General features: G+C 71.1%; 17 protein-coding genes. 10 read left to right on the forward strand and 7 right to left on the reverse strand.

Annotated features, from left to right (window positions below; translation table 11 throughout):
- Positions 1-163: 163 nt before the first annotated feature.
- Positions 164-580: a Fur family transcriptional regulator gene (locus tag VXC91_RS17725; protein ID WP_329508228.1), complete on the reverse strand. Its 417-nt coding sequence runs from the start codon at positions 578-580 to the stop codon at positions 164-166.
- A gap of 143 nt (positions 581-723) precedes the next feature.
- Between VXC91_RS17725 and VXC91_RS17730 the strand changes: the two genes are divergently transcribed.
- Entirely contained in the window at positions 724-2,178 is a 1,455-nt protein-coding gene (locus VXC91_RS17730) for a catalase (RefSeq protein ID WP_329508229.1), read from the forward strand.
- 75 nt (positions 2,179-2,253) lie between these two features.
- Here VXC91_RS17730 and VXC91_RS17735 read toward each other — a convergent pair whose 3' ends face one another.
- Together VXC91_RS17735 and hisN are read right to left on the reverse strand one after the other, a co-directional pair.
- On the reverse strand, positions 2,254-2,655 hold the full coding sequence (locus VXC91_RS17735; protein ID WP_329508230.1) for a CBS domain-containing protein: 402 nt from the start codon (positions 2,653-2,655) through the stop codon (positions 2,254-2,256).
- Between the two features lie 209 nt (positions 2,656-2,864).
- Positions 2,865-3,665 (reverse strand): histidinol-phosphatase, encoded by an 801-nt coding sequence (hisN, locus tag VXC91_RS17740; RefSeq protein WP_329508231.1) that lies wholly within the window; start codon positions 3,663-3,665, stop codon positions 2,865-2,867.
- Between the two features lie 223 nt (positions 3,666-3,888).
- Here hisN and VXC91_RS17745 point away from each other — a divergent pair, with 223 nt between their 5' ends.
- Positions 3,889-4,494, forward strand: a complete 606-nt coding sequence (locus VXC91_RS17745) for a TetR/AcrR family transcriptional regulator (protein ID WP_329508232.1) — start codon at positions 3,889-3,891, stop codon at positions 4,492-4,494.
- A gap of 38 nt (positions 4,495-4,532) precedes the next feature.
- Here the strand turns inward: VXC91_RS17745 and VXC91_RS17750 are convergent, their stop codons facing one another.
- From VXC91_RS17750 to VXC91_RS17765, 4 genes are all read right to left on the reverse strand, one after another.
- Positions 4,533-4,856 (reverse strand): DMT family transporter, encoded by a 324-nt coding sequence (locus tag VXC91_RS17750; protein ID WP_329508233.1) that lies wholly within the window; start codon positions 4,854-4,856, stop codon positions 4,533-4,535.
- A gap of 106 nt (positions 4,857-4,962) precedes the next feature.
- Complete coding sequence (gene rsgA / locus VXC91_RS17755) at positions 4,963-6,012, reverse strand: ribosome small subunit-dependent GTPase A (RefSeq protein ID WP_329508234.1); 1,050 nt, start codon at positions 6,010-6,012, stop codon at positions 4,963-4,965.
- Positions 6,013-6,029: 17 nt separating this feature from the next.
- Entirely contained in the window at positions 6,030-7,346 is a 1,317-nt protein-coding gene (gene aroA / locus VXC91_RS17760) for a 3-phosphoshikimate 1-carboxyvinyltransferase (RefSeq protein ID WP_329508235.1), read from the reverse strand.
- A 156-nt stretch (positions 7,347-7,502) separates the two neighbouring features.
- Positions 7,503-8,234 carry a M50 family metallopeptidase gene (locus VXC91_RS17765; protein ID WP_329508236.1) on the reverse strand — a complete coding sequence of 244 codons (732 nt, stop codon included), beginning with the start codon at positions 8,232-8,234 and terminating at the stop codon, positions 7,503-7,505.
- A gap of 49 nt (positions 8,235-8,283) precedes the next feature.
- Here VXC91_RS17765 and VXC91_RS17770 point away from each other — a divergent pair, with 49 nt between their 5' ends.
- From VXC91_RS17770 to def, 8 genes are all read left to right on the forward strand, one after another.
- Positions 8,284-9,138, forward strand: coding sequence for an SOS response-associated peptidase (locus tag VXC91_RS17770; protein ID WP_329508237.1), 855 nt, complete (start codon positions 8,284-8,286; stop codon positions 9,136-9,138).
- 10 nt (positions 9,139-9,148) lie between these two features.
- Positions 9,149-9,775, forward strand: a complete 627-nt coding sequence (locus tag VXC91_RS17775) for an alpha/beta hydrolase family protein (RefSeq protein WP_329508263.1) — start codon at positions 9,149-9,151, stop codon at positions 9,773-9,775.
- Positions 9,776-10,032: 257 nt separating this feature from the next.
- The gene (gene sigR / locus VXC91_RS17780; protein ID WP_329508238.1) at positions 10,033-10,716 is read left to right on the forward strand and encodes an RNA polymerase sigma factor SigR; all 684 of its coding nucleotides are present in this window, start codon (positions 10,033-10,035) and stop codon (positions 10,714-10,716) included.
- Positions 10,713-11,015 carry a mycothiol system anti-sigma-R factor gene (rsrA, locus tag VXC91_RS17785; protein WP_329508239.1) on the forward strand — a complete coding sequence of 101 codons (303 nt, stop codon included), beginning with the start codon at positions 10,713-10,715 and terminating at the stop codon, positions 11,013-11,015. Before sigR ends, rsrA begins: the two co-directional genes overlap by 4 nt.
- A gap of 194 nt (positions 11,016-11,209) precedes the next feature.
- Entirely contained in the window at positions 11,210-12,592 is a 1,383-nt protein-coding gene (locus tag VXC91_RS17790) for an HD-GYP domain-containing protein (protein WP_329508240.1), read from the forward strand.
- On the forward strand, positions 12,589-13,833 hold the full coding sequence (locus VXC91_RS17795) for an HD-GYP domain-containing protein (RefSeq protein WP_329508241.1): 1,245 nt from the start codon (positions 12,589-12,591) through the stop codon (positions 13,831-13,833). The genes VXC91_RS17790 and VXC91_RS17795 overlap by 4 nt, the downstream gene beginning before the upstream one ends.
- A gap of 141 nt (positions 13,834-13,974) precedes the next feature.
- Entirely contained in the window at positions 13,975-14,982 is a 1,008-nt protein-coding gene (locus VXC91_RS17800) for a tetratricopeptide repeat protein (RefSeq protein ID WP_329508242.1), read from the forward strand.
- Positions 14,983-15,084: 102 nt separating this feature from the next.
- The gene (gene def / locus VXC91_RS17805; protein ID WP_329508243.1) at positions 15,085-15,735 is read left to right on the forward strand and encodes a peptide deformylase; all 651 of its coding nucleotides are present in this window, start codon (positions 15,085-15,087) and stop codon (positions 15,733-15,735) included.
- The last annotated feature ends 37 nt before the right edge of the window (positions 15,736-15,772 follow it).

The following is a 15,772-nucleotide window of genomic DNA, read 5'->3' on the forward strand; positions in this document are numbered from 1 at the left end:
AAGTCCAGGGCCGGAACCCATCGAGGGTTCCGGCCCTGGCGCATGTGCGGCCGGAGCACCGCCGCACCCCGCTGTCGGTGGCCGCGTGGTCCCTGCAGAGCGCCGGCGCACGACAAAGGACCCCGGCACCTCGGTGGTGCCGGGGTCCTTCGCAGAGCCTTGGTTACGCCGCCGCGCAGTCCGGGCACAGGCCGCGGTACGTCACCTCGACGTCCGAGACCGCGAAACCGAAACGCTCGGACTCCGGGAGGTCGGCGAGCGGGTTGCCGGTCGGGTGGACGTCCCGGATCGAGCCGCAGCGGGCGCACACCAGGTGGTGGTGCGGCCGGTGCGCGTTCGGGTCGTAGCGCTTGGCGCGCCGGTCCGTGGCGACCTCGAGCACCTCGCCGAGGGAGACCAGCTCGCCCAGCGTGTTGTACACGGTCGCGCGGGAGATCTCGGGCAGCTTGGCAACGGCCCGTGCGTGCACCTCGTCGGCCGTCAGATGGACGTGCTCGCCGTCGAGGACCTCGGCCACGACACGTCGCTGCGCGGTCATCCGCCATCCGCGTCCGCGCAGCCGTTCCAACAGGTCACTCATGGCAACCAGCCTAGCAGCAAGAGGGCCAGATTCCGAACGGGTGTGACTTTGGAAGGCTGCTTGACTTAGATAATGTCCATTGTAGGATCGAAAACGGCTTTGGCCAGAGATAGGACTTGCACAGAAAGACGCAGGAGGAGCACGTGACGCAGGGACCGCTCACGACGGAGGCCGGTGCTCCGGCCGCCGACAATCAGAACAGCGAGACCGCGGGCGTCGGCGGCCCGGTGCTCGTTCAGGACCAGCTCCTGATGGAGAAGCTCGCGCACTTCAACCGCGAGCGCATTCCGGAGCGTGTGGTGCACGCCCGTGGAGCGGGCGCCTACGGCACCTTCACGGTCACCGCCGACGTCACCCGGTACACGCGCGCCAGGTTCCTCTCCGAGGTCGGCAAGCAGACCGAGACCTTCCTGCGCTTCTCCACCGTGGCCGGCAACCTCGGTGCCGCGGACGCCGTCCGCGACCCCCGGGGCTGGGCGCTGAAGTTCTACACCGAAGAGGGCAACTACGACCTCGTCGGCAACAACACCCCGGTGTTCTTCGTCAAGGACGCCATCAAGTTCCCCGACTTCATCCACACCCAGAAGCGCGACCCGTACACGGGCTCGCAGGAGGCGGACAACGTCTGGGACTTCTGGGGTCTGTCGCCCGAGTCCACGCACCAGGTGACCTGGCTGTTCGGCGACCGCGGCATTCCCGCCTCGTACCGCCACATGAACGGCTACGGCTCCCACACCTACCAGTGGAACAACGAGGCCGGCGAGGTCTTCTGGGTCAAGTACCACTTCAAGACGGACCAGGGGATCAAGAACCTCACCCAGGAAGAGGCCGGCAAGCTCGCGGGTGAGGACCCCGACTCCCACCAGCGCGACCTGCGCGAGGCCATCGAGCGCGGCGAGTACCCGAGCTGGACCGTGCAGGTCCAGATCATGCCGGCCGCCGATGCCGCGACCTACCGCTTCAACCCGTTCGACCTCACCAAGGTCTGGCCGCACGCGGACTACCCGCCGATCGAGATCGGCAAGCTGGAGCTCAACCGCAACCCGGAGAACATCTTCGCCGAGGTCGAGCAGTCGATCTTCAGCCCCGCGCACTTCGTGCCCGGCATCGGTCCTTCGCCGGACAAGATGCTCCAGGGCCGCCTCTTCGCCTACGGCGACGCCCACCGCTACCGCGTCGGCATCAACGCCGACCACCTGCCGGTGAACCGCCCGCACGCCGCCGAGGCGCGTACCCACTCCCGTGACGGCTATCTGTACGACGGCCGCCACAAGGGCGCGAAGAACTACGAGCCGAACAGCTTCGGCGGCCCGTTCCAGACGGACCGTCCGCTGTGGCAGTCGTTCGACGGCTTCACGGCAGGCACCGGCAACCACGAGGCGCCGGTCCACGCGGAGGACAACGACTTCGTGCAGGCGGGCAACCTCTACCGGCTGATGTCGGAGGACGAGAAGGAGCGCCTGATCGCCAACCTGGCGGGCTTCATCGCCAAGGTCTCGCGCGACGACATCGCCGAGCGCGCGATCGGCAACTTCCGTCAGGCCGACGGAGACTTCGGCAAGCGCCTGGAAGCCGCAGTCCAGGCCGTGCGCGGCTGACCCGGGTTGGACCGCTTGTCGTAGGGGACGGGCCGGAATCCCTGTGGGGGTTCCGGCCCGTTCGCGTGCGCGAGCCTAGGAGGCGGTGGCGGCGACGTGCTCCCGGGCCGGTGCCCAGCAGCGGATGATGTCGCGGACCGAGACGACCCCGACCGGTTCGCCGCGTTCGAGGACCACCAGATGCCGGAAGCCGCCGTGGGCCATCGCGCTCGCGGCCTCCTCGAGGGTCCAGCCCGGTGTGGCGAAAACGACGTCCGTCGTGGTGTGGGCGTGGACCCGCTCGACGTCCGGGCTCTGACCCAGACCCACGGAGTTGAGAATGTCACGCTCGGTGAGGATCCCGAGACCGCCTGCGTCCGGGTCGAGGACCACGGCCGCGCCGACGTGGCGAGCGGACATCAGGGATGCTGCCTGGCGGAGGGTATGTGCGGGGCCGATGGTGAGGACCACCGTGCTCATGGCGTCGCGGACGAGCATGGGGCGGAGCCACCTCCTAGGTACGCGGGGGGAACGCACAGGCGCAGGGTTCCGGAGCCGCCGGATTCGGGCCGCCGGTGAACCTGTGCAAGATTTCACAAATTCACAAGTGGGGGGACTTTCAGAGTCGCAGGCAAAGGGCGGGTCAACAAGGGGGCGCGCGATGTGAGTTCAGGGGCGCCTGCGGTGCACAGGGGTACCGCAGGCGCCTAGTACCGGCCGCTCAGATAGTCGAGCAGGCTGTCGTGGAGGATGCCGTTGGACGCGGCCGCGTTGCCGCTGTGCGGGCCGGGGCGGCCGTCGAGGCCTGTGAAGGAGCCGCCCGCCTCCGTGACGACGATCGCGTTCGCCGCCATGTCCCACAGGGACAGCTCGGGCTCGGCACAGATGTCGACCGAGCCCTCGGCGACCATCATGTACGGCCAGAAGTCCCCGTATCCGCGGGTGCGCCACACCGCGCGCGTCAGGTCGAGGAAGCCGTTCAGCCGGCCCTGCTCCTCCCAGCCCGACAGCGAGGAGTAGGCGAAGGACGCGTCCGACAGCCTGGAGACTCGGGAGACGCGCAGCCTGGACGCCGAGGACAGGCTGCGCCCGGTGAACGCGCCGTGCCCCTTCGCGGCCCACCAGCGGCGGCTCAGCGCGGGGGCGGAGACGACGCCGACGACGGGCTGGTAGCCGCCCTCGCCCGCCTGCATGAGAGAGATCAGCGTGGCCCACACCGGCACGCCGCGCACGTAGTTCTTGGTGCCGTCGATCGGGTCGACCACCCAGCGGCGCGGGCCCGTGCCCTCGATGCCGTACTCCTCGCCGAGGACCGCGTCGCGCGGCCGGGCGCGCTGCAACTGGCCGCGGATCAGTTCCTCGGCGGCCTTGTCGGCCTCGCTCACCGGCGTCATGTCCGGCTTGGTCTCGACCTTGAGGTCGAGGGCCTTGAAGCGGTCCATGGTGGCGGCGTCCGCGGCGTCCGCGAGCACATGGGCGAGCCGTAGGTCATCGAGATAGTCGGGCATGACCGAACGGTATCTGCCCGATGCACGGCACTTCCACACGGCCCGGAGGATCTTCGGGGGTCACTTTCGGCCTCCCGGCCCGGCGGTGCGGATCACCGCCGTGTGATCACGGAGTGCGGTGGCCGATGCACGCCCCCGGCGCCGCCGCGAACCCTTGACAGTGAATGTGTGCGCGTCAAACCTGTCCGTCAGAGCCGCCATGCCGGCCCCGAGGGAGGCGACGATGCCTGCAGCGCGGGAATCCCTACTGGATGCCGCCTCTATGGCGCTCCAGCGCCGCCCCTGGCCGGCCGTGCGCATGGTGGACGTGGCCGCCATGGCCGGTGTCTCCCGCCAGACGCTCTACAACGAGTTCGGCAGCAAGGAGGGGCTCGCCCGGGCATTGGTGCGCCGGGAGGCCGACGGATATCTGGCCGGTGTCGAGCGGGTACTCCTCGCCCCCGCCGATCGCCGCGAGCGGCTGATCGCCCTCGCCGAGTGGATCGTGTCGGCCGGCCGCGGCAGCGCTCTCGTGCGCGCCATGCTCACCGGCTGCTGGAGCGAGCGGCTGCCCTCGCCGACGCTGTCGGCGGTGCCGTCCAGCTCCGCGGTTCCCGCGCAGCGGCGGGCGGACGGCCCGCTGCCGTCGCCGTCGGACTTCGTGGCACTGGTCCGCGACCGGGCCGTCGCGGCGATCGCCGGTCCCGGAGTGAGCAAGGGAGACGTCGCGGAGCTCGCCCGTTCCTGTGAGCTGGTCATCCGGCTCTCGCTGTCGTGCGTGACGGCTCCGCCCGGCGAGGGTGGGGTCTCGGAGCTGGTGCGGATCGTGTGGCCGCGGCAGGTTCGGTGAGGGGTGTGCCCTTCAGGGCGCATCTGCCGAAGCGCCTCTCAGCGCGCCGATCCCGACAGCTGCAGACCGATCACTCCCACGATCACCAGGGTGATCGAGACGATCTTCAGCGTCGAGACCAGGTCACCCAGGAAGATCATGCCGTAGATCGCCGTACCGGCCGCGCCGATGCCGGTCCACACCGCGTAGGCCGGACCCACGTCCAGCTTCTTCAAGGACAGCGTGAGGAGACCGAAGCTGCCGAGCGCGAAGATGCAGAACGCGACCGTCGGCCAGAGCCTGGTGAAGCCGTGTGAGAGTTTGAGGCCGACGGCGAAACCGGTCTCGAGAAGCCCCGCCACGATGACCAGCAGCCACGCCATTGTCTTGTCCTCCCGCATCCCCACGTCGACTGCCTCGTCCGGTCGGATCAGGCCCGGCGCGAGGTAAGCATTTACCTGCCCGCGACGGACCCAAACACCGTAGAGGTCAGTCCCCTTCCTTCCGCTCGCGGGTGGCGAGCAGTCTGCGCAGCGAGTACAGCCGCGCCGGGTCCGCGTGCCCCTCCGCCACCCACGCGTCCAGCGCGCAGTCCGGTTCGTCGTGGCTGCATGCACGGGGACAGCCCTCGGTTCCCGGCTCCAGGTCCGGGAAGGCGTGGATCACGCGGGACGGATCGATGTGCGCAAGGCCGAAGGAGCGTACGCCCGGGGTGTCGATGACCCAGCCTTCCCCGGACCCTTGGTCCGGTTCGGGCAGGGGGGAGTCCCCGGCTTCCTGCAGCGGCAGCGCGAGGGCCGACGTCGTGGTGTGCCGCCCGCGGCCGGTCACCGCGTTGACATGGCCCGTGGTGCGCCGCCGCTCCTTCGGCACCAAGGCGTTGACCAGCGTCGTCTTGCCCACTCCGGAATGCCCGACGAAGGCCGTGACCTTGCCGGCCAGGTGTTCGCGCACCCGGTCCGCGGCGTCGCCGTTCTCCAGCTCTTCGCGGCTGGTGACGACATAGGGGATGTCCAGCGCCCCGTACAGCTCCAGCAGCGTGTCGGGCGGGGCGAGGTCCGACTTCGTCATCACGAGCAGCGGGTCGAGGCCGCCGTCGTACGCGGCCACCAGGCAGCGGTCGATCAGACGCGGGCGCGGTTCGGGGTCGGCGAGCGCGGTGACGATGGCCAGCTGGTCGGCATTGGCGACGACCACACGCTCGTACGGATCGTCGTCGTCGGCGGTACGGCGCAGGAGGGACGTGCGCTCCTCGATGCGGACGATGCGCGCGAGGGTGTCCTTCGCGCCGGACAGATCACCGACGAGGGCGACGCGGTCGCCGACCACCGCGGCCTTGCGGCCCAGCTCCCGGGCCTTCATCGCCACGACCGTACGGCCGTCGACGAGGCAGGTGAGCCGGCCGCGGTCGACGGTGAGGACCATGCCCTCGGCCGCGTCCTCGTGCTTGGGCCGGATGTGGGTGCGTGGCCGGTTGCCCCTGCGGTTCGGGCGGGTGCGGATGTCGTCCTCGTCGGTGTGCTTGCCGTAGCGCCGCATGATCTCAGGTCCGCCCGTCAGTCCCCGAGCATCCCGGTCCACAGGTCGGGGAAGTCCGGCAGTGTCTTGGCCGTCGTCGCCACGTTCTCGATCTGCACGCCGTCGACCGCGAGTCCGATGATCGCGCCCGCCGTGGCCATGCGGTGGTCGTCGTAGGTGTGGAAGACCCCGCCGTGCAGGCGGCGCGGGCGGATGTGCAGGCCGTCGGCGGCCTCGGTGACGTCGCCGCCCAGCTCGTTGATCTCCTTGGTGAGCGCGGCCAGCCGGTCCGTCTCGTGCAGGCGCAGATGGGCCACGCCGCGCAGGGTGGACGGCGAGTCCGCGAGGGCGGCGACCGCAGCGACGCCGGGCGTCAGCTCGCCGACCTCGCCGAGGTCCACGTCGATGCCGTGGACGGCACCCGATCCGGTGAACTCCAGGCCACGCTCGGTCAGAGTGCAGGAACCGCCCATCTCGGTGAAGATCTGGCGCAGCCGGTCCCCGGGCTGGGTCGTGCGGGCCGGCCAGTCGGGGATGACGACCTTGCCGCCGGCCACCAGGGCGGCCGCGAGGAACGGCTGGGCGTTGGACAGGTCCGGCTCCACGGTCAGGTCCCGGCCGAGCAGGGCTCCCGGGGTGACCCGCCAGACGTCGGGTTCGCCGCCGGACTCCGGGGTGTCCACCTGGGCGCCGACCGCGCGCAGCATGTCGACGGTCATGCGGATGTGCGGCATGGAGGGCAGCGTCGAGCCGGTGTGGCGGACCTCGACGCCCTGGTTGAAGCGCGGCGCGGACAGCAGCAGGGCGCTGACGAACTGGGAGGACGAGGACGCGTCGATCGACACCGGGCCGCCGTCCAGAGCGCCGCCACCGTGCACGGTCAGCGGCACCGCGCCGCGGCCGTCGTCGTCGATCCGGGCGCCGAGGACCCGCAGGGCGTCGATCACGCCGTTCAGGGGGCGCTCGTACGAACGCGGATCCCCGTCGAAGCGGATGGGCCCGTCGGCAAGGGCGGCCACCGGGGGCAGGAAGCGCATCACGGTGCCTGCGTTGCCGACGTCGACCGTGGCCGGGCCGTGCAGTGCGGCGGGGATCACCCGCCAGGTCTCGCCCGAGCCGTCGGGGCCGACCCCTTCCTCGATGCCCACGCCCATCGCGCGCAGGGCCGACGCCATCAGCAGCGTGTCGCGGGAGCGCAGGGGCCGGCGCAGCCAGCCGGGCTCGGAGGCGAGGGCGGCGAGGACGAGGGCGCGGTTGGTGACCGACTTGGATCCCGGCACGTGGACCGTCGCATCGACGGCTCCGCTCGCGTGCGGGGCGGGCCAGAGGACGGTTTGCGCGGGGTTCACGGTCATGGACCCCACTGTAGTGGCTGGTTCAGTTCGTAGATCTTGATCAAAGGCGGCGAAATCTGAGCGAAACCGTTGTCTGATATGTCGGGCAGAGCGTGCTGTGGACGGATGCACGGCACCGGCGGTCGCCCATCCGTGGCCGCCGGCGTGCCGGGCCTCTCAGATCCGCAGGAGCCACCGGCCTCCCCCCATCAGCGAGCACAGCGACACCACATGGAACAGGAAGAGCCACAGGCCCGCCGGCACATGGGTGAGCCGGGACAGCTGGTCCGCGTCCGAGTCCCCGGCACCGCCGCGCGACCGCTTCGCCTGCAGTTCGAACGCCGGACGTACGCCGCCGACCAGCAGGAACCACACCACCGTGTACGCGAAGGCCGCCTGGACCTGCGGACCGGCCAGCCACGACACCAGCAGGAACATGCCCCCGGTGAGGACCACGGTCAGCGCCCCGTAGGCGTTGCGGATCATCACCAGCATCACCAGGAGCAGGGCCGTGGCCAGCCACAGCAGCAGGGTGATGTGTCCGGCGGCAAGCAGCGCCGCGCCACCGAGGCCGAGGAGCGGGGGAGCGGTGTAGCCCGCGGCCGCCGTGAGGATCATGCCGAGGCCGTACGGCTTGCCGCGGCTGACGGTGAGGCCACTGGTGTCGGAGTGGAGCCGGATACCGGTCAGGGTGCGCCCGGTGAGCAGCGCGACCAGGCCGTGGCCGCCCTCGTGCGCGATGGTGACGGTGTTGCGCGATATCCGCCACGCGCCCTGCGGGACGACCACGGCGAGCGCGGCGACCAGGGTGGCGATCACCACCCACAGATCGGGATCGGGCTGGCTCCCGAAGATCCGGTCCCAAAGGTCGGGCAGCGCGCTCAGCGATGTCGAGGCGAGGGTGTCCATGGGGGGTGGTGGCTCCTGGGCTCTCGTCGGGTCTGGCAGTGTTGCACGTATGTGCGGACGGTATGCAGCGAGTCGCAGGCCCGAGGATCTCGCAGGAATCTTCGAGATCGAGATGGGGGTCCCCCCTGCACGAGCGGAGCCGAGTGCTTGGGGGAGGGGGCCGGAGGAGGCCCTGGCCCCCGACTACAACGTGGCTCCGACCAAGGAGGTCTATGCGGTCCTGGACCGTCCAGTGAAGGACGCCGACGACCAGCGGCCGGTTCGCCAGCTGCGCAGGCTCAAGTGGGGCCTCGTCCCGTCCTGGGCGAAGTCGCCCGAGGGCGGGGCCCGGATGATCAACGCGCGCGCCGAGACGGTGCACGAGAAGCCGTCGTACCGCCGCGCGTTCGCGACCCGGCGCTGCATCCTGCCGGCCGACGGCTACTACGAATGGGTCACCGGCAAGGACGAGCGCGATCTGGAGGTGGAGGGCAGGAAGAAGAGGCCACGCAAGCAGCCGTACTTCGTACTGCCCGCCGACGGCTCGGTCTTCGCGATGGCCGGCCTGTACGAGTTCTGGCGGGATCGGACCCTGCCCGACGACCACCCCCAGGCCTGGTGGGCGACCTGCTCGGTGATCACGACGGAGGCGGAGACGACGCCGCTGGCCGTGGCCCCGGCCGAGGGCCCGTACTCCCTGTCCGAGATCCACCCGCGTATGCCGCTCATGCTCACCCCGGACCGCTGGGACGCCTGGCTCGACCCCTCCCGCACGGACACCGACGATCTGCGCTCCCAGCTCGACGCGCCGCCGCCCGGTCTGATGCGCGCCTACCCGGTCTCCACGGCGGTCAGCAACGTCCGCAACAACGGCCCGGAGCTGATGAAGGAGATCGCCGGGCCCGAAGCGGGCACACTGTTCTGACGTGACGGATGTGACAGAGAGCGTCGCGACCGACGCCGGAACGGCCCGCGTCACCTGGCACAGGGCGAAGAGGCCGAGACTCGTGCTCGCCCTGAGCCACGGTGCCGGCGGGGGCATCGGGGCTCCCGACCTGCAGGTCCTGGCCCGGGTGCTGCCCGCACACGCCGTGAGCGTCGTCCTGGTGGAGCAGCCCTGGCGTGTCGCCGGCAAGAAGGTGGCACCCGCTCCGAAGACGCTGGACGTGGGCTGGCGCGGGGTGTGGCCCGTCCTGGAGAAGCCCGGGCTGCCCGTGATCGCCGGAGGGCGCAGTGCCGGGGCCCGGGTCGCCTGCCGTACGGCGGGCGAGCTCGGCGCCGCCGCCGTTCTCGCGCTGAGCTTCCCCTTGCACCCGCCGGGCAGGCCGGAGAAGTCCCGGGCCGACGAACTGCTCGGTGCGGGCGTGCCCACGCTCGTCGTGCAGGGCGGCAACGACCCGTTCGGTAAGCCGGAGGAGTTCCCGAAGGGCTCGTACGACATCGTCGAGGTGCCGTACGGCGATCACGGCCTCGCGGTTCCCCGGCGCGCCGGCATCACCCGGGAAGAGGCACTGGGGACCGTCGCCGACGCTGTCGTGAAGTGGGCCGCGTCACTCGGGTGACTCCCGGGAATGCCGGGGGGCGGACCACTGTTGTGCGGATCAGACGGCACGCCGCATGTGCTGCACCGTACGTACGAGAGGAAGTCCGCCGCATGGGTTCGACCATCTGCCCGAGCCGCCGCAGCAGCGCTGACCTGGACTGGACGGTGTTGCAGGCGGCCAAGGCCACGCCTATTCGGGCGGCGGCGGGTAAGGATGTTCGTCTATCCTCCGATTCCAGTGGGACCGGTTTTGGTCCTGCCACATTGCTGGAGGAGGTGGGTCCGGTACCTGGGACCGACGCAGGGACCGAACACGGCCAGGCGGAGCAGCCCGAGGGCCGGGGCACGGGCGCGGAGACGTCCGGCGAGCGAAGCGCGCGCTTCGAGCGGGACGCGCTCGAATTCCTCGACCAGATGTATTCGGCCGCGCTGCGCATGACGCGCAACCCGGCCGACGCCGAGGACCTGGTCCAGGAGACGTACGCGAAGGCGTACGCGTCCTTCCACCAGTTCCGTGAGGGCACCAACCTCAAGGCGTGGTTGTACCGGATCCTCACCAACACCTTCATCAACTCGTACCGCAAGAAGCAGCGCGAGCCCCAGCGCAGCGCGGCCGAGGAGATCGAGGACTGGCAGCTCGCCCGTGCCGAGTCGCACATGTCGACCGGTCTGCGCTCCGCGGAGTCGCAGGCGCTCGACCACCTGCCCGACTCGGACGTGAAGGAAGCGCTGCAGGCGATCCCCGAGGAATTTCGCATCGCCGTCTATCTCGCGGACGTAGAGGGCTTTGCCTACAAGGAGATCGCGGACATCATGGGGACACCCATCGGCACGGTGATGTCCCGGCTGCACCGGGGCCGCCGTCAACTGCGCGGCATGCTCGAGGACTACGCCCGCGAGCGCGGGCTGGTCCCGGCCGGCGCCGGAGAGTCGGACCAAGCGAAAGGCTCGGGCTCATGAGCTGCGGAGAGCCGCACGAGACGGACTGCAGTGAGGTCCTCGACCATCTCTACGAGTTCCTCGACAGTGAGATGCCGGACGTCGACCGCACCAAGTTCCAGCACCACTTCGAGGAATGCTCGCCGTGCCTGGAGAAGTACGGGCTGGAGCAGGCCGTGAAGAAGCTGGTCAAGCGGTGCTGCGGGCATGACGACGTGCCGAGCGACCTCCGGGCGAAGGTCATGGGCCGTATCGACCTGATCCGTTCGGGCCAGACGGTGCCCGAGCACGATGTGACCGCGACGCCGCAGGAATCCTGAACGCCAGTTCGGGCCCCCGAAGGTCAACCCGCGGTGGATCGTCACCCGAATGTGCTAATCCGCGGGTCATCGACCCGCGGATTCTCCCAATGCCGCCCACGCCGACTGCCTCGCCTCTAGGCTCCGGAGCCTGAAAGGGGCACGACCGGGCCCGCCCGGTGCGGGACGGGTGCGGGCTGCGGGGGAGGTGCGTCATGGGGCCGGTTCGGCCGTGGGCACGCGTGTATGTCGGGTGTGCCGTCCTCGCCGCCCTGCTGTGTGTGGCTCCCGCCCCCGACCTCCCGGTCCATCTGCGGGCGGTCGTGCTGCTCGCCGCGCTCTACGCAGGCTGCGAGCAGATTCCCCTGCCCCGCGTGCTCGGCCGCGCCCGAGCGGGAACGCACCTCGCCGGTCCCCGGGCCCCCGAGGGTATGGGCACTTTCTTCCCCGTGCTGCTCGCCGGGGCCATTCTGCTGCCGCCCTCGGCCGCCGCGCTCGTCCCGCTGCCCGGGGCGCTGTTCGCCCGAGGCGCCGGACGGCCGCCGTGGCTGCGCCGCGCCTGGCGGGCGGCCCAGCTCGCCCTCGCCGTATGGACGGCGTCGCGCACGCACTGGGCGCTCGGTGGCCGCGACGCGGTGGTCGGCCCGCACTTCCCCTACGCGCTCCTGACCGCCGGGGCCGCCGTGGTGGCCTTCTGTCTCACGCTGACCGCGCTCGACGCCGGAATCCTGGCGCTGGCCGAGGGGGTGTCGGGGAGCGCCTCCTGGAGCGGGCTCTTCCTGCGCTCCCTGGCGCCGGTCGCCGTGCACGGGCTCGCCGGCCTGATGATGGCGGTGCTGTGGCGCAGCCCCTACGGGCCGGTCGCCGCCCTGCTCGTGCTGCTGCCCATGTACGTGTCCTGCTGGGTCTTCGCCCAGTACCACCGGGAGCGGGCGGCCCACCAGGCGACGATCCGCGCGCTCGTGCAGGCGGTCGACATCAAGGACGGGTACACCCGAGGGCACAGCGAGCGGGTCGGGCAGGCATCGATGATGATCGCGCGCGAGCTCGGCATGGACGACGAGCGCGTCGAGGTGCTCCGGTTCGCAGGCATCCTGCACGACGTCGGCAAACTCGGTGTTCCCACCCGGCTGTTGCGCAAGGACGGACCGCTGACCCCTCAGGAGCGGCGCATCATCGAACTGCATCCCGAGTACGGCCACGAGATGGTGCGCGGGATCGGGTTCCTCGGCGAGGCGCGGTCCGCGATCCTCCACCACCACGAGCGGCTCGACGGCAGTGGATACCCCTACGGGCTCGTGGGCACCCAGATCCCGGAGTTCGCCCGGGTGGTGGCGGTCGCCGACGCCTTCGACGCGATGACCTCGACCCGCTCCTACCGGCGCGCCCGTCCCGTCCCGGCGGCGCTGGAGGAACTGCGGCGGTGTGCGGGGGCGCAGTTCGATCCGGCGATGGTGCGAGCGCTGATCCACGCGCTGGACCGGCACGGCTGGCATCCGGCGGTGACGGCGGACGAGGAGCACGGGATCGTGCCGGCACCAGTCCCGCCCGTGGCCGGTGAACCGGCGGTGCAGCGCCCCGGCGGGGGTGGTGCATGACCGCCGGCCGTCTTCCCCTCGTCCTCGCCCGCGTGGCGGCCGCGGCTCTGGCCGCCGGCTGCCTCGGCCTCCTCCTCTGGCGTGGCCTCGACCACCCCGTCGTCGCCCTGGCCTTCGGGGTGCTCATCGCCGTGGGGGAGCTGGCCCGGTGGAGCGACGGGGGCGAGCGGGAGCCCGCTCCCCTCGGGGCGGCGGCGGCGCTCTCCTACGCCCTGCTCGGGCAGTACGCCGGGCAGCCGGCCCACCACGGGGTGGAGCAGGTCGTCACCGTCGTCCTCGCGGCCACCCTGGCCGGCTGCGTCCCGCACGCCGCCCGCGGCCATGGGTCGACCGCCGACCACCTCACCCGACGGCTGCTCACCGTCGCCTTCGCCGCCGTCTGCTTCCAACCCATCTACGAGCACGGCAGGTTGCACGGCTGGGGCGGACCCACGTACGACCTGCTCGTTGTCGCGCTGCTCGTACTCACCACCCTGTGCGACGCCGTGCTCGCCGCCGCGCTGGCACACTTCCGGACCCGCTGGCCGTTCGGGCCGCTGCTGCGCGACGAACTGCGGGCCACACTGGGCATCGGCTCGGCCGTGTGCGCGACCGGCGCCGTCATGTCGCTCGCGGTCGCGGTCGTGGGCCTGTGGGCGCTGCCGGTGTTCTCCCTGCCCCTGCTGCTCACCCAGCTCTCCTACCGGCGGTACGCGGCCGTGCGCACCACCTACCGGCAGACGATCACCTCCCTCGCGCGCGCCACCGAGATCGCCGGGTACACGCCCGCGGGGCACGCCCGCCGCGTGGCCGCCCTGAGCAAGGCCGTCGGCCGGGAGCTCGGGCTGTCCGAGCCCGAGCTGACCGTCCTGGAGTATGCGGCCCTCATGCACGACATCGGGCAGCTCAGCCTCGTCGACCCCGTGCCCGCCGGTGCCACCGCTTCGCTGCCGGCCGAGGAACAGCGACGTATAGCGCTCCTGGGCGGGGCCGTCGTTCGCCAGACCGGAGTGGACGCGGAGGTCGCGGTCGTGGTGGAACGGCAGGCGGACCTCTACCGGGAGCAGCCGGTCAACGCAAGAATCGTCCGGACGGTGAACGCGTACGAGGAGATGGCGCGGGAGGAAACGGGTCCGGGGGGACCGCTCAGCGCGCTGGAGCGCCTGCGGCTCGCCTGCGCCCGCGACTACCAGCCGGAGGTCGTGGAGTCACTCGCCAGGGTGCTGCAGAGAGACGGTCTGACCCTGGCCCTGGCGGGGTAACCCATGGGTAATGAGCGCCCGTCCGGCGGTACGTGGTTGGATGCGAGGAGAGGGTGTTCGGGGGCACAGCTCGGCCCGTGGCCCCCGCGGACGTCAAGGAACCGGCAGGCGGGAATCGCAAGGGACTGGCAGGCGGGAATCGTGAGGATCTTCGGGAAGGGACGGCACCGGCCCTCCGCCTCCTGGCGGCAGGCCACCGACCGCGCGTTCACCCTGATCGGCGACGGCCGGTACGAGGACGCAGGGGCGCTGCTGACCCGAGCCGCGGACCTGGAGCCCTGGCTGTCGGAGTCCTGGTTCAACCTCGCCCTGCTGCACAAGTTCCGCCACGACTGGGAGCAGGCCCGCACCGCCGGGCTGCGCGCCGTGGCCCTGCTGGAGAAGGAGTCCGGGGCGCCCGACTGGTGGAACGTGGGCATCGCCGCCACCGCCCTGCAGGACTGGCCGCTGGCCCGTCGGGCCTGGCAGGCGTACGGCCTGAAGGTGCCTGGGGGCCCCTCCCGGCCGAAGGCTGGGGGAGGCGCCGCCGTCTCCGACGAGCTCACCGAGATGGAGCTGGGCAGCGCGGCCGTGCGGCTGTCCCCGGAGGGCGAGGCCGAGGTCGTGTGGGGGCGCAGGCTGGATCCCGCGCGTATCGAGGTGCTGTCCATCCCGCTGCCGTCCTCCGGGCGCCGCTGGGGCGAGGTCGTGCTGCACGACGGCGTACCGCACGGCGAGCGCACGACGGCCGCCGGGCACACCTATCCGGTCTTCGACGAGATCGAGCTGTGGGCGCCCTCGCCGGTGCCCACCTGGGTCGTCCTGCTGGAGGCCGCGACCGAGGACGACCGGGACGCGCTGGAACAGCTGGCCGCCGACGCCGGTTTCGCCGCCGAGGACTGGTCGTCGTCCGTGCGGCTGCTGTGCCGGATGTGCTCCGAGTCCCGGATGCCGGCCGACGAGGGCGACGGCGAGCACCTCGATCCGCACGATCACAGCGAGCCGGGGCACCCTGGGCCGCTGGGGCACCGCACGGACGGGCAGCTGTGGGTGCCGGAGCGCGAGTGCGGCATCGCGGCGCCCGCTTCGCTGGTGCGCGGGCTGCTCGACGGCTGGGTCGCGGACAGCCCCGATTCCCGGGACTGGCGGGACCTCGAAGAGGTCTGCTGAGGCGGACTCCGGGCCACGGATCACGGCGCGGGCGGCAAGGCGCGGCCCCGTAGGCTGTAGTCGCAGGATTTCTCACAGGTTGCAGGAAGGCATACGTCGGTCATGGCGCAGCAGGACACCGATCAGCAGCACGCGGGCGTGCTCCCCGTGGACGACGAGGGCTTCGTCATCGACACCGAGGACCCGGAGGAGCGTGAGACCGCCTGGCGTGAGCGGGGCGTCTCGCGGCCCATCACAGTCGTCGGGAACCCGGTACTGCACAAGGAGTGCAAGGACGTCACCGAGTTCGGCGAGGAACTCCAGCAACTGGTCGCGGACATGTTCACCAGCCAGCGCACCGCCGAGGGAGTGGGTCTTGCCGCCAACCAGATCGGCGTCGACCTGAAGGTCTTCGTCTACGACTGCCCGGACGACGAAGGTGTGCGGCACGTCGGGGTGGTCTGCAACCCGAAGCTGGTGGACCTGCCCGCCGACAAGCGCCGTCTGGACGACAGCAACGAGGGCTGCCTGTCCGTGCCGACCGCCTACGCGCCGCTCGCCCGCCCCGACTACGCCGAGGTGACCGGCCAGGACGAGAAGGGCAACCCGATCAAGGTGCGTGGCACCGGCTACTTCGCTCGCTGTCTGCAGCACGAGACGGACCATCTGTACGGGTACCTCTACATCGACCGGCTCTCCAAGCGCGAGCGCAAGGACGCCCTGCGGCAGATGGCAGAGAACGAGCCCCGCTACCCCGTGGTGGCCAACGACTGACGGTCCTTGCGGCGGCGCCTGGTCGGGTAACCACTCC

Source organism: Streptomyces chiangmaiensis, assembly GCF_036281785.1.
Lineage (GTDB): Bacteria > Actinomycetota > Actinomycetes > Streptomycetales > Streptomycetaceae > Streptomyces > Streptomyces chiangmaiensis.

Excerpts from the sequence above, each read along its gene's own strand:
- VXC91_RS17725 (WP_329508228.1), bottom strand. The coding sequence starts at position 580 with ATGAGTGACCTGTTGGAACGGCTGCGCGGACGCGGATGGCGGATGACC.
- hisN (WP_329508231.1), bottom strand. The coding sequence starts at position 3,665 with ATGCCCGACTATCTCGATGACCTACGGCTCGCCCATGTGCTCGCGGAC.
- rsrA (WP_329508239.1), top strand. The coding sequence starts at position 10,713 with ATGAGCTGCGGAGAGCCGCACGAGACGGACTGCAGTGAGGTCCTCGAC.
- VXC91_RS17790 (WP_329508240.1), top strand. The coding sequence starts at position 11,210 with ATGGGGCCGGTTCGGCCGTGGGCACGCGTGTATGTCGGGTGTGCCGTC.
- VXC91_RS17735 (WP_329508230.1), bottom strand. The coding sequence starts at position 2,655 with ATGCTCGTCCGCGACGCCATGAGCACGGTGGTCCTCACCATCGGCCCC.
- VXC91_RS17745 (WP_329508232.1), top strand. The coding sequence starts at position 3,889 with ATGCCTGCAGCGCGGGAATCCCTACTGGATGCCGCCTCTATGGCGCTC.
- VXC91_RS17750 (WP_329508233.1), bottom strand. The coding sequence starts at position 4,856 with ATGGCGTGGCTGCTGGTCATCGTGGCGGGGCTTCTCGAGACCGGTTTC.
- VXC91_RS17765 (WP_329508236.1), bottom strand. The coding sequence starts at position 8,234 with ATGGACACCCTCGCCTCGACATCGCTGAGCGCGCTGCCCGACCTTTGG.
- def (WP_329508243.1), top strand. The coding sequence starts at position 15,085 with ATGGCGCAGCAGGACACCGATCAGCAGCACGCGGGCGTGCTCCCCGTG.
- VXC91_RS17795 (WP_329508241.1), top strand. The coding sequence starts at position 12,589 with ATGACCGCCGGCCGTCTTCCCCTCGTCCTCGCCCGCGTGGCGGCCGCG.
- rsgA (WP_329508234.1), bottom strand. The coding sequence starts at position 6,012 with ATGCGGCGCTACGGCAAGCACACCGACGAGGACGACATCCGCACCCGC.
- VXC91_RS17770 (WP_329508237.1), top strand. The coding sequence starts at position 8,284 with ATGTGCGGACGGTATGCAGCGAGTCGCAGGCCCGAGGATCTCGCAGGA.
- aroA (WP_329508235.1), bottom strand. The coding sequence starts at position 7,346 with ATGACCGTGAACCCCGCGCAAACCGTCCTCTGGCCCGCCCCGCACGCG.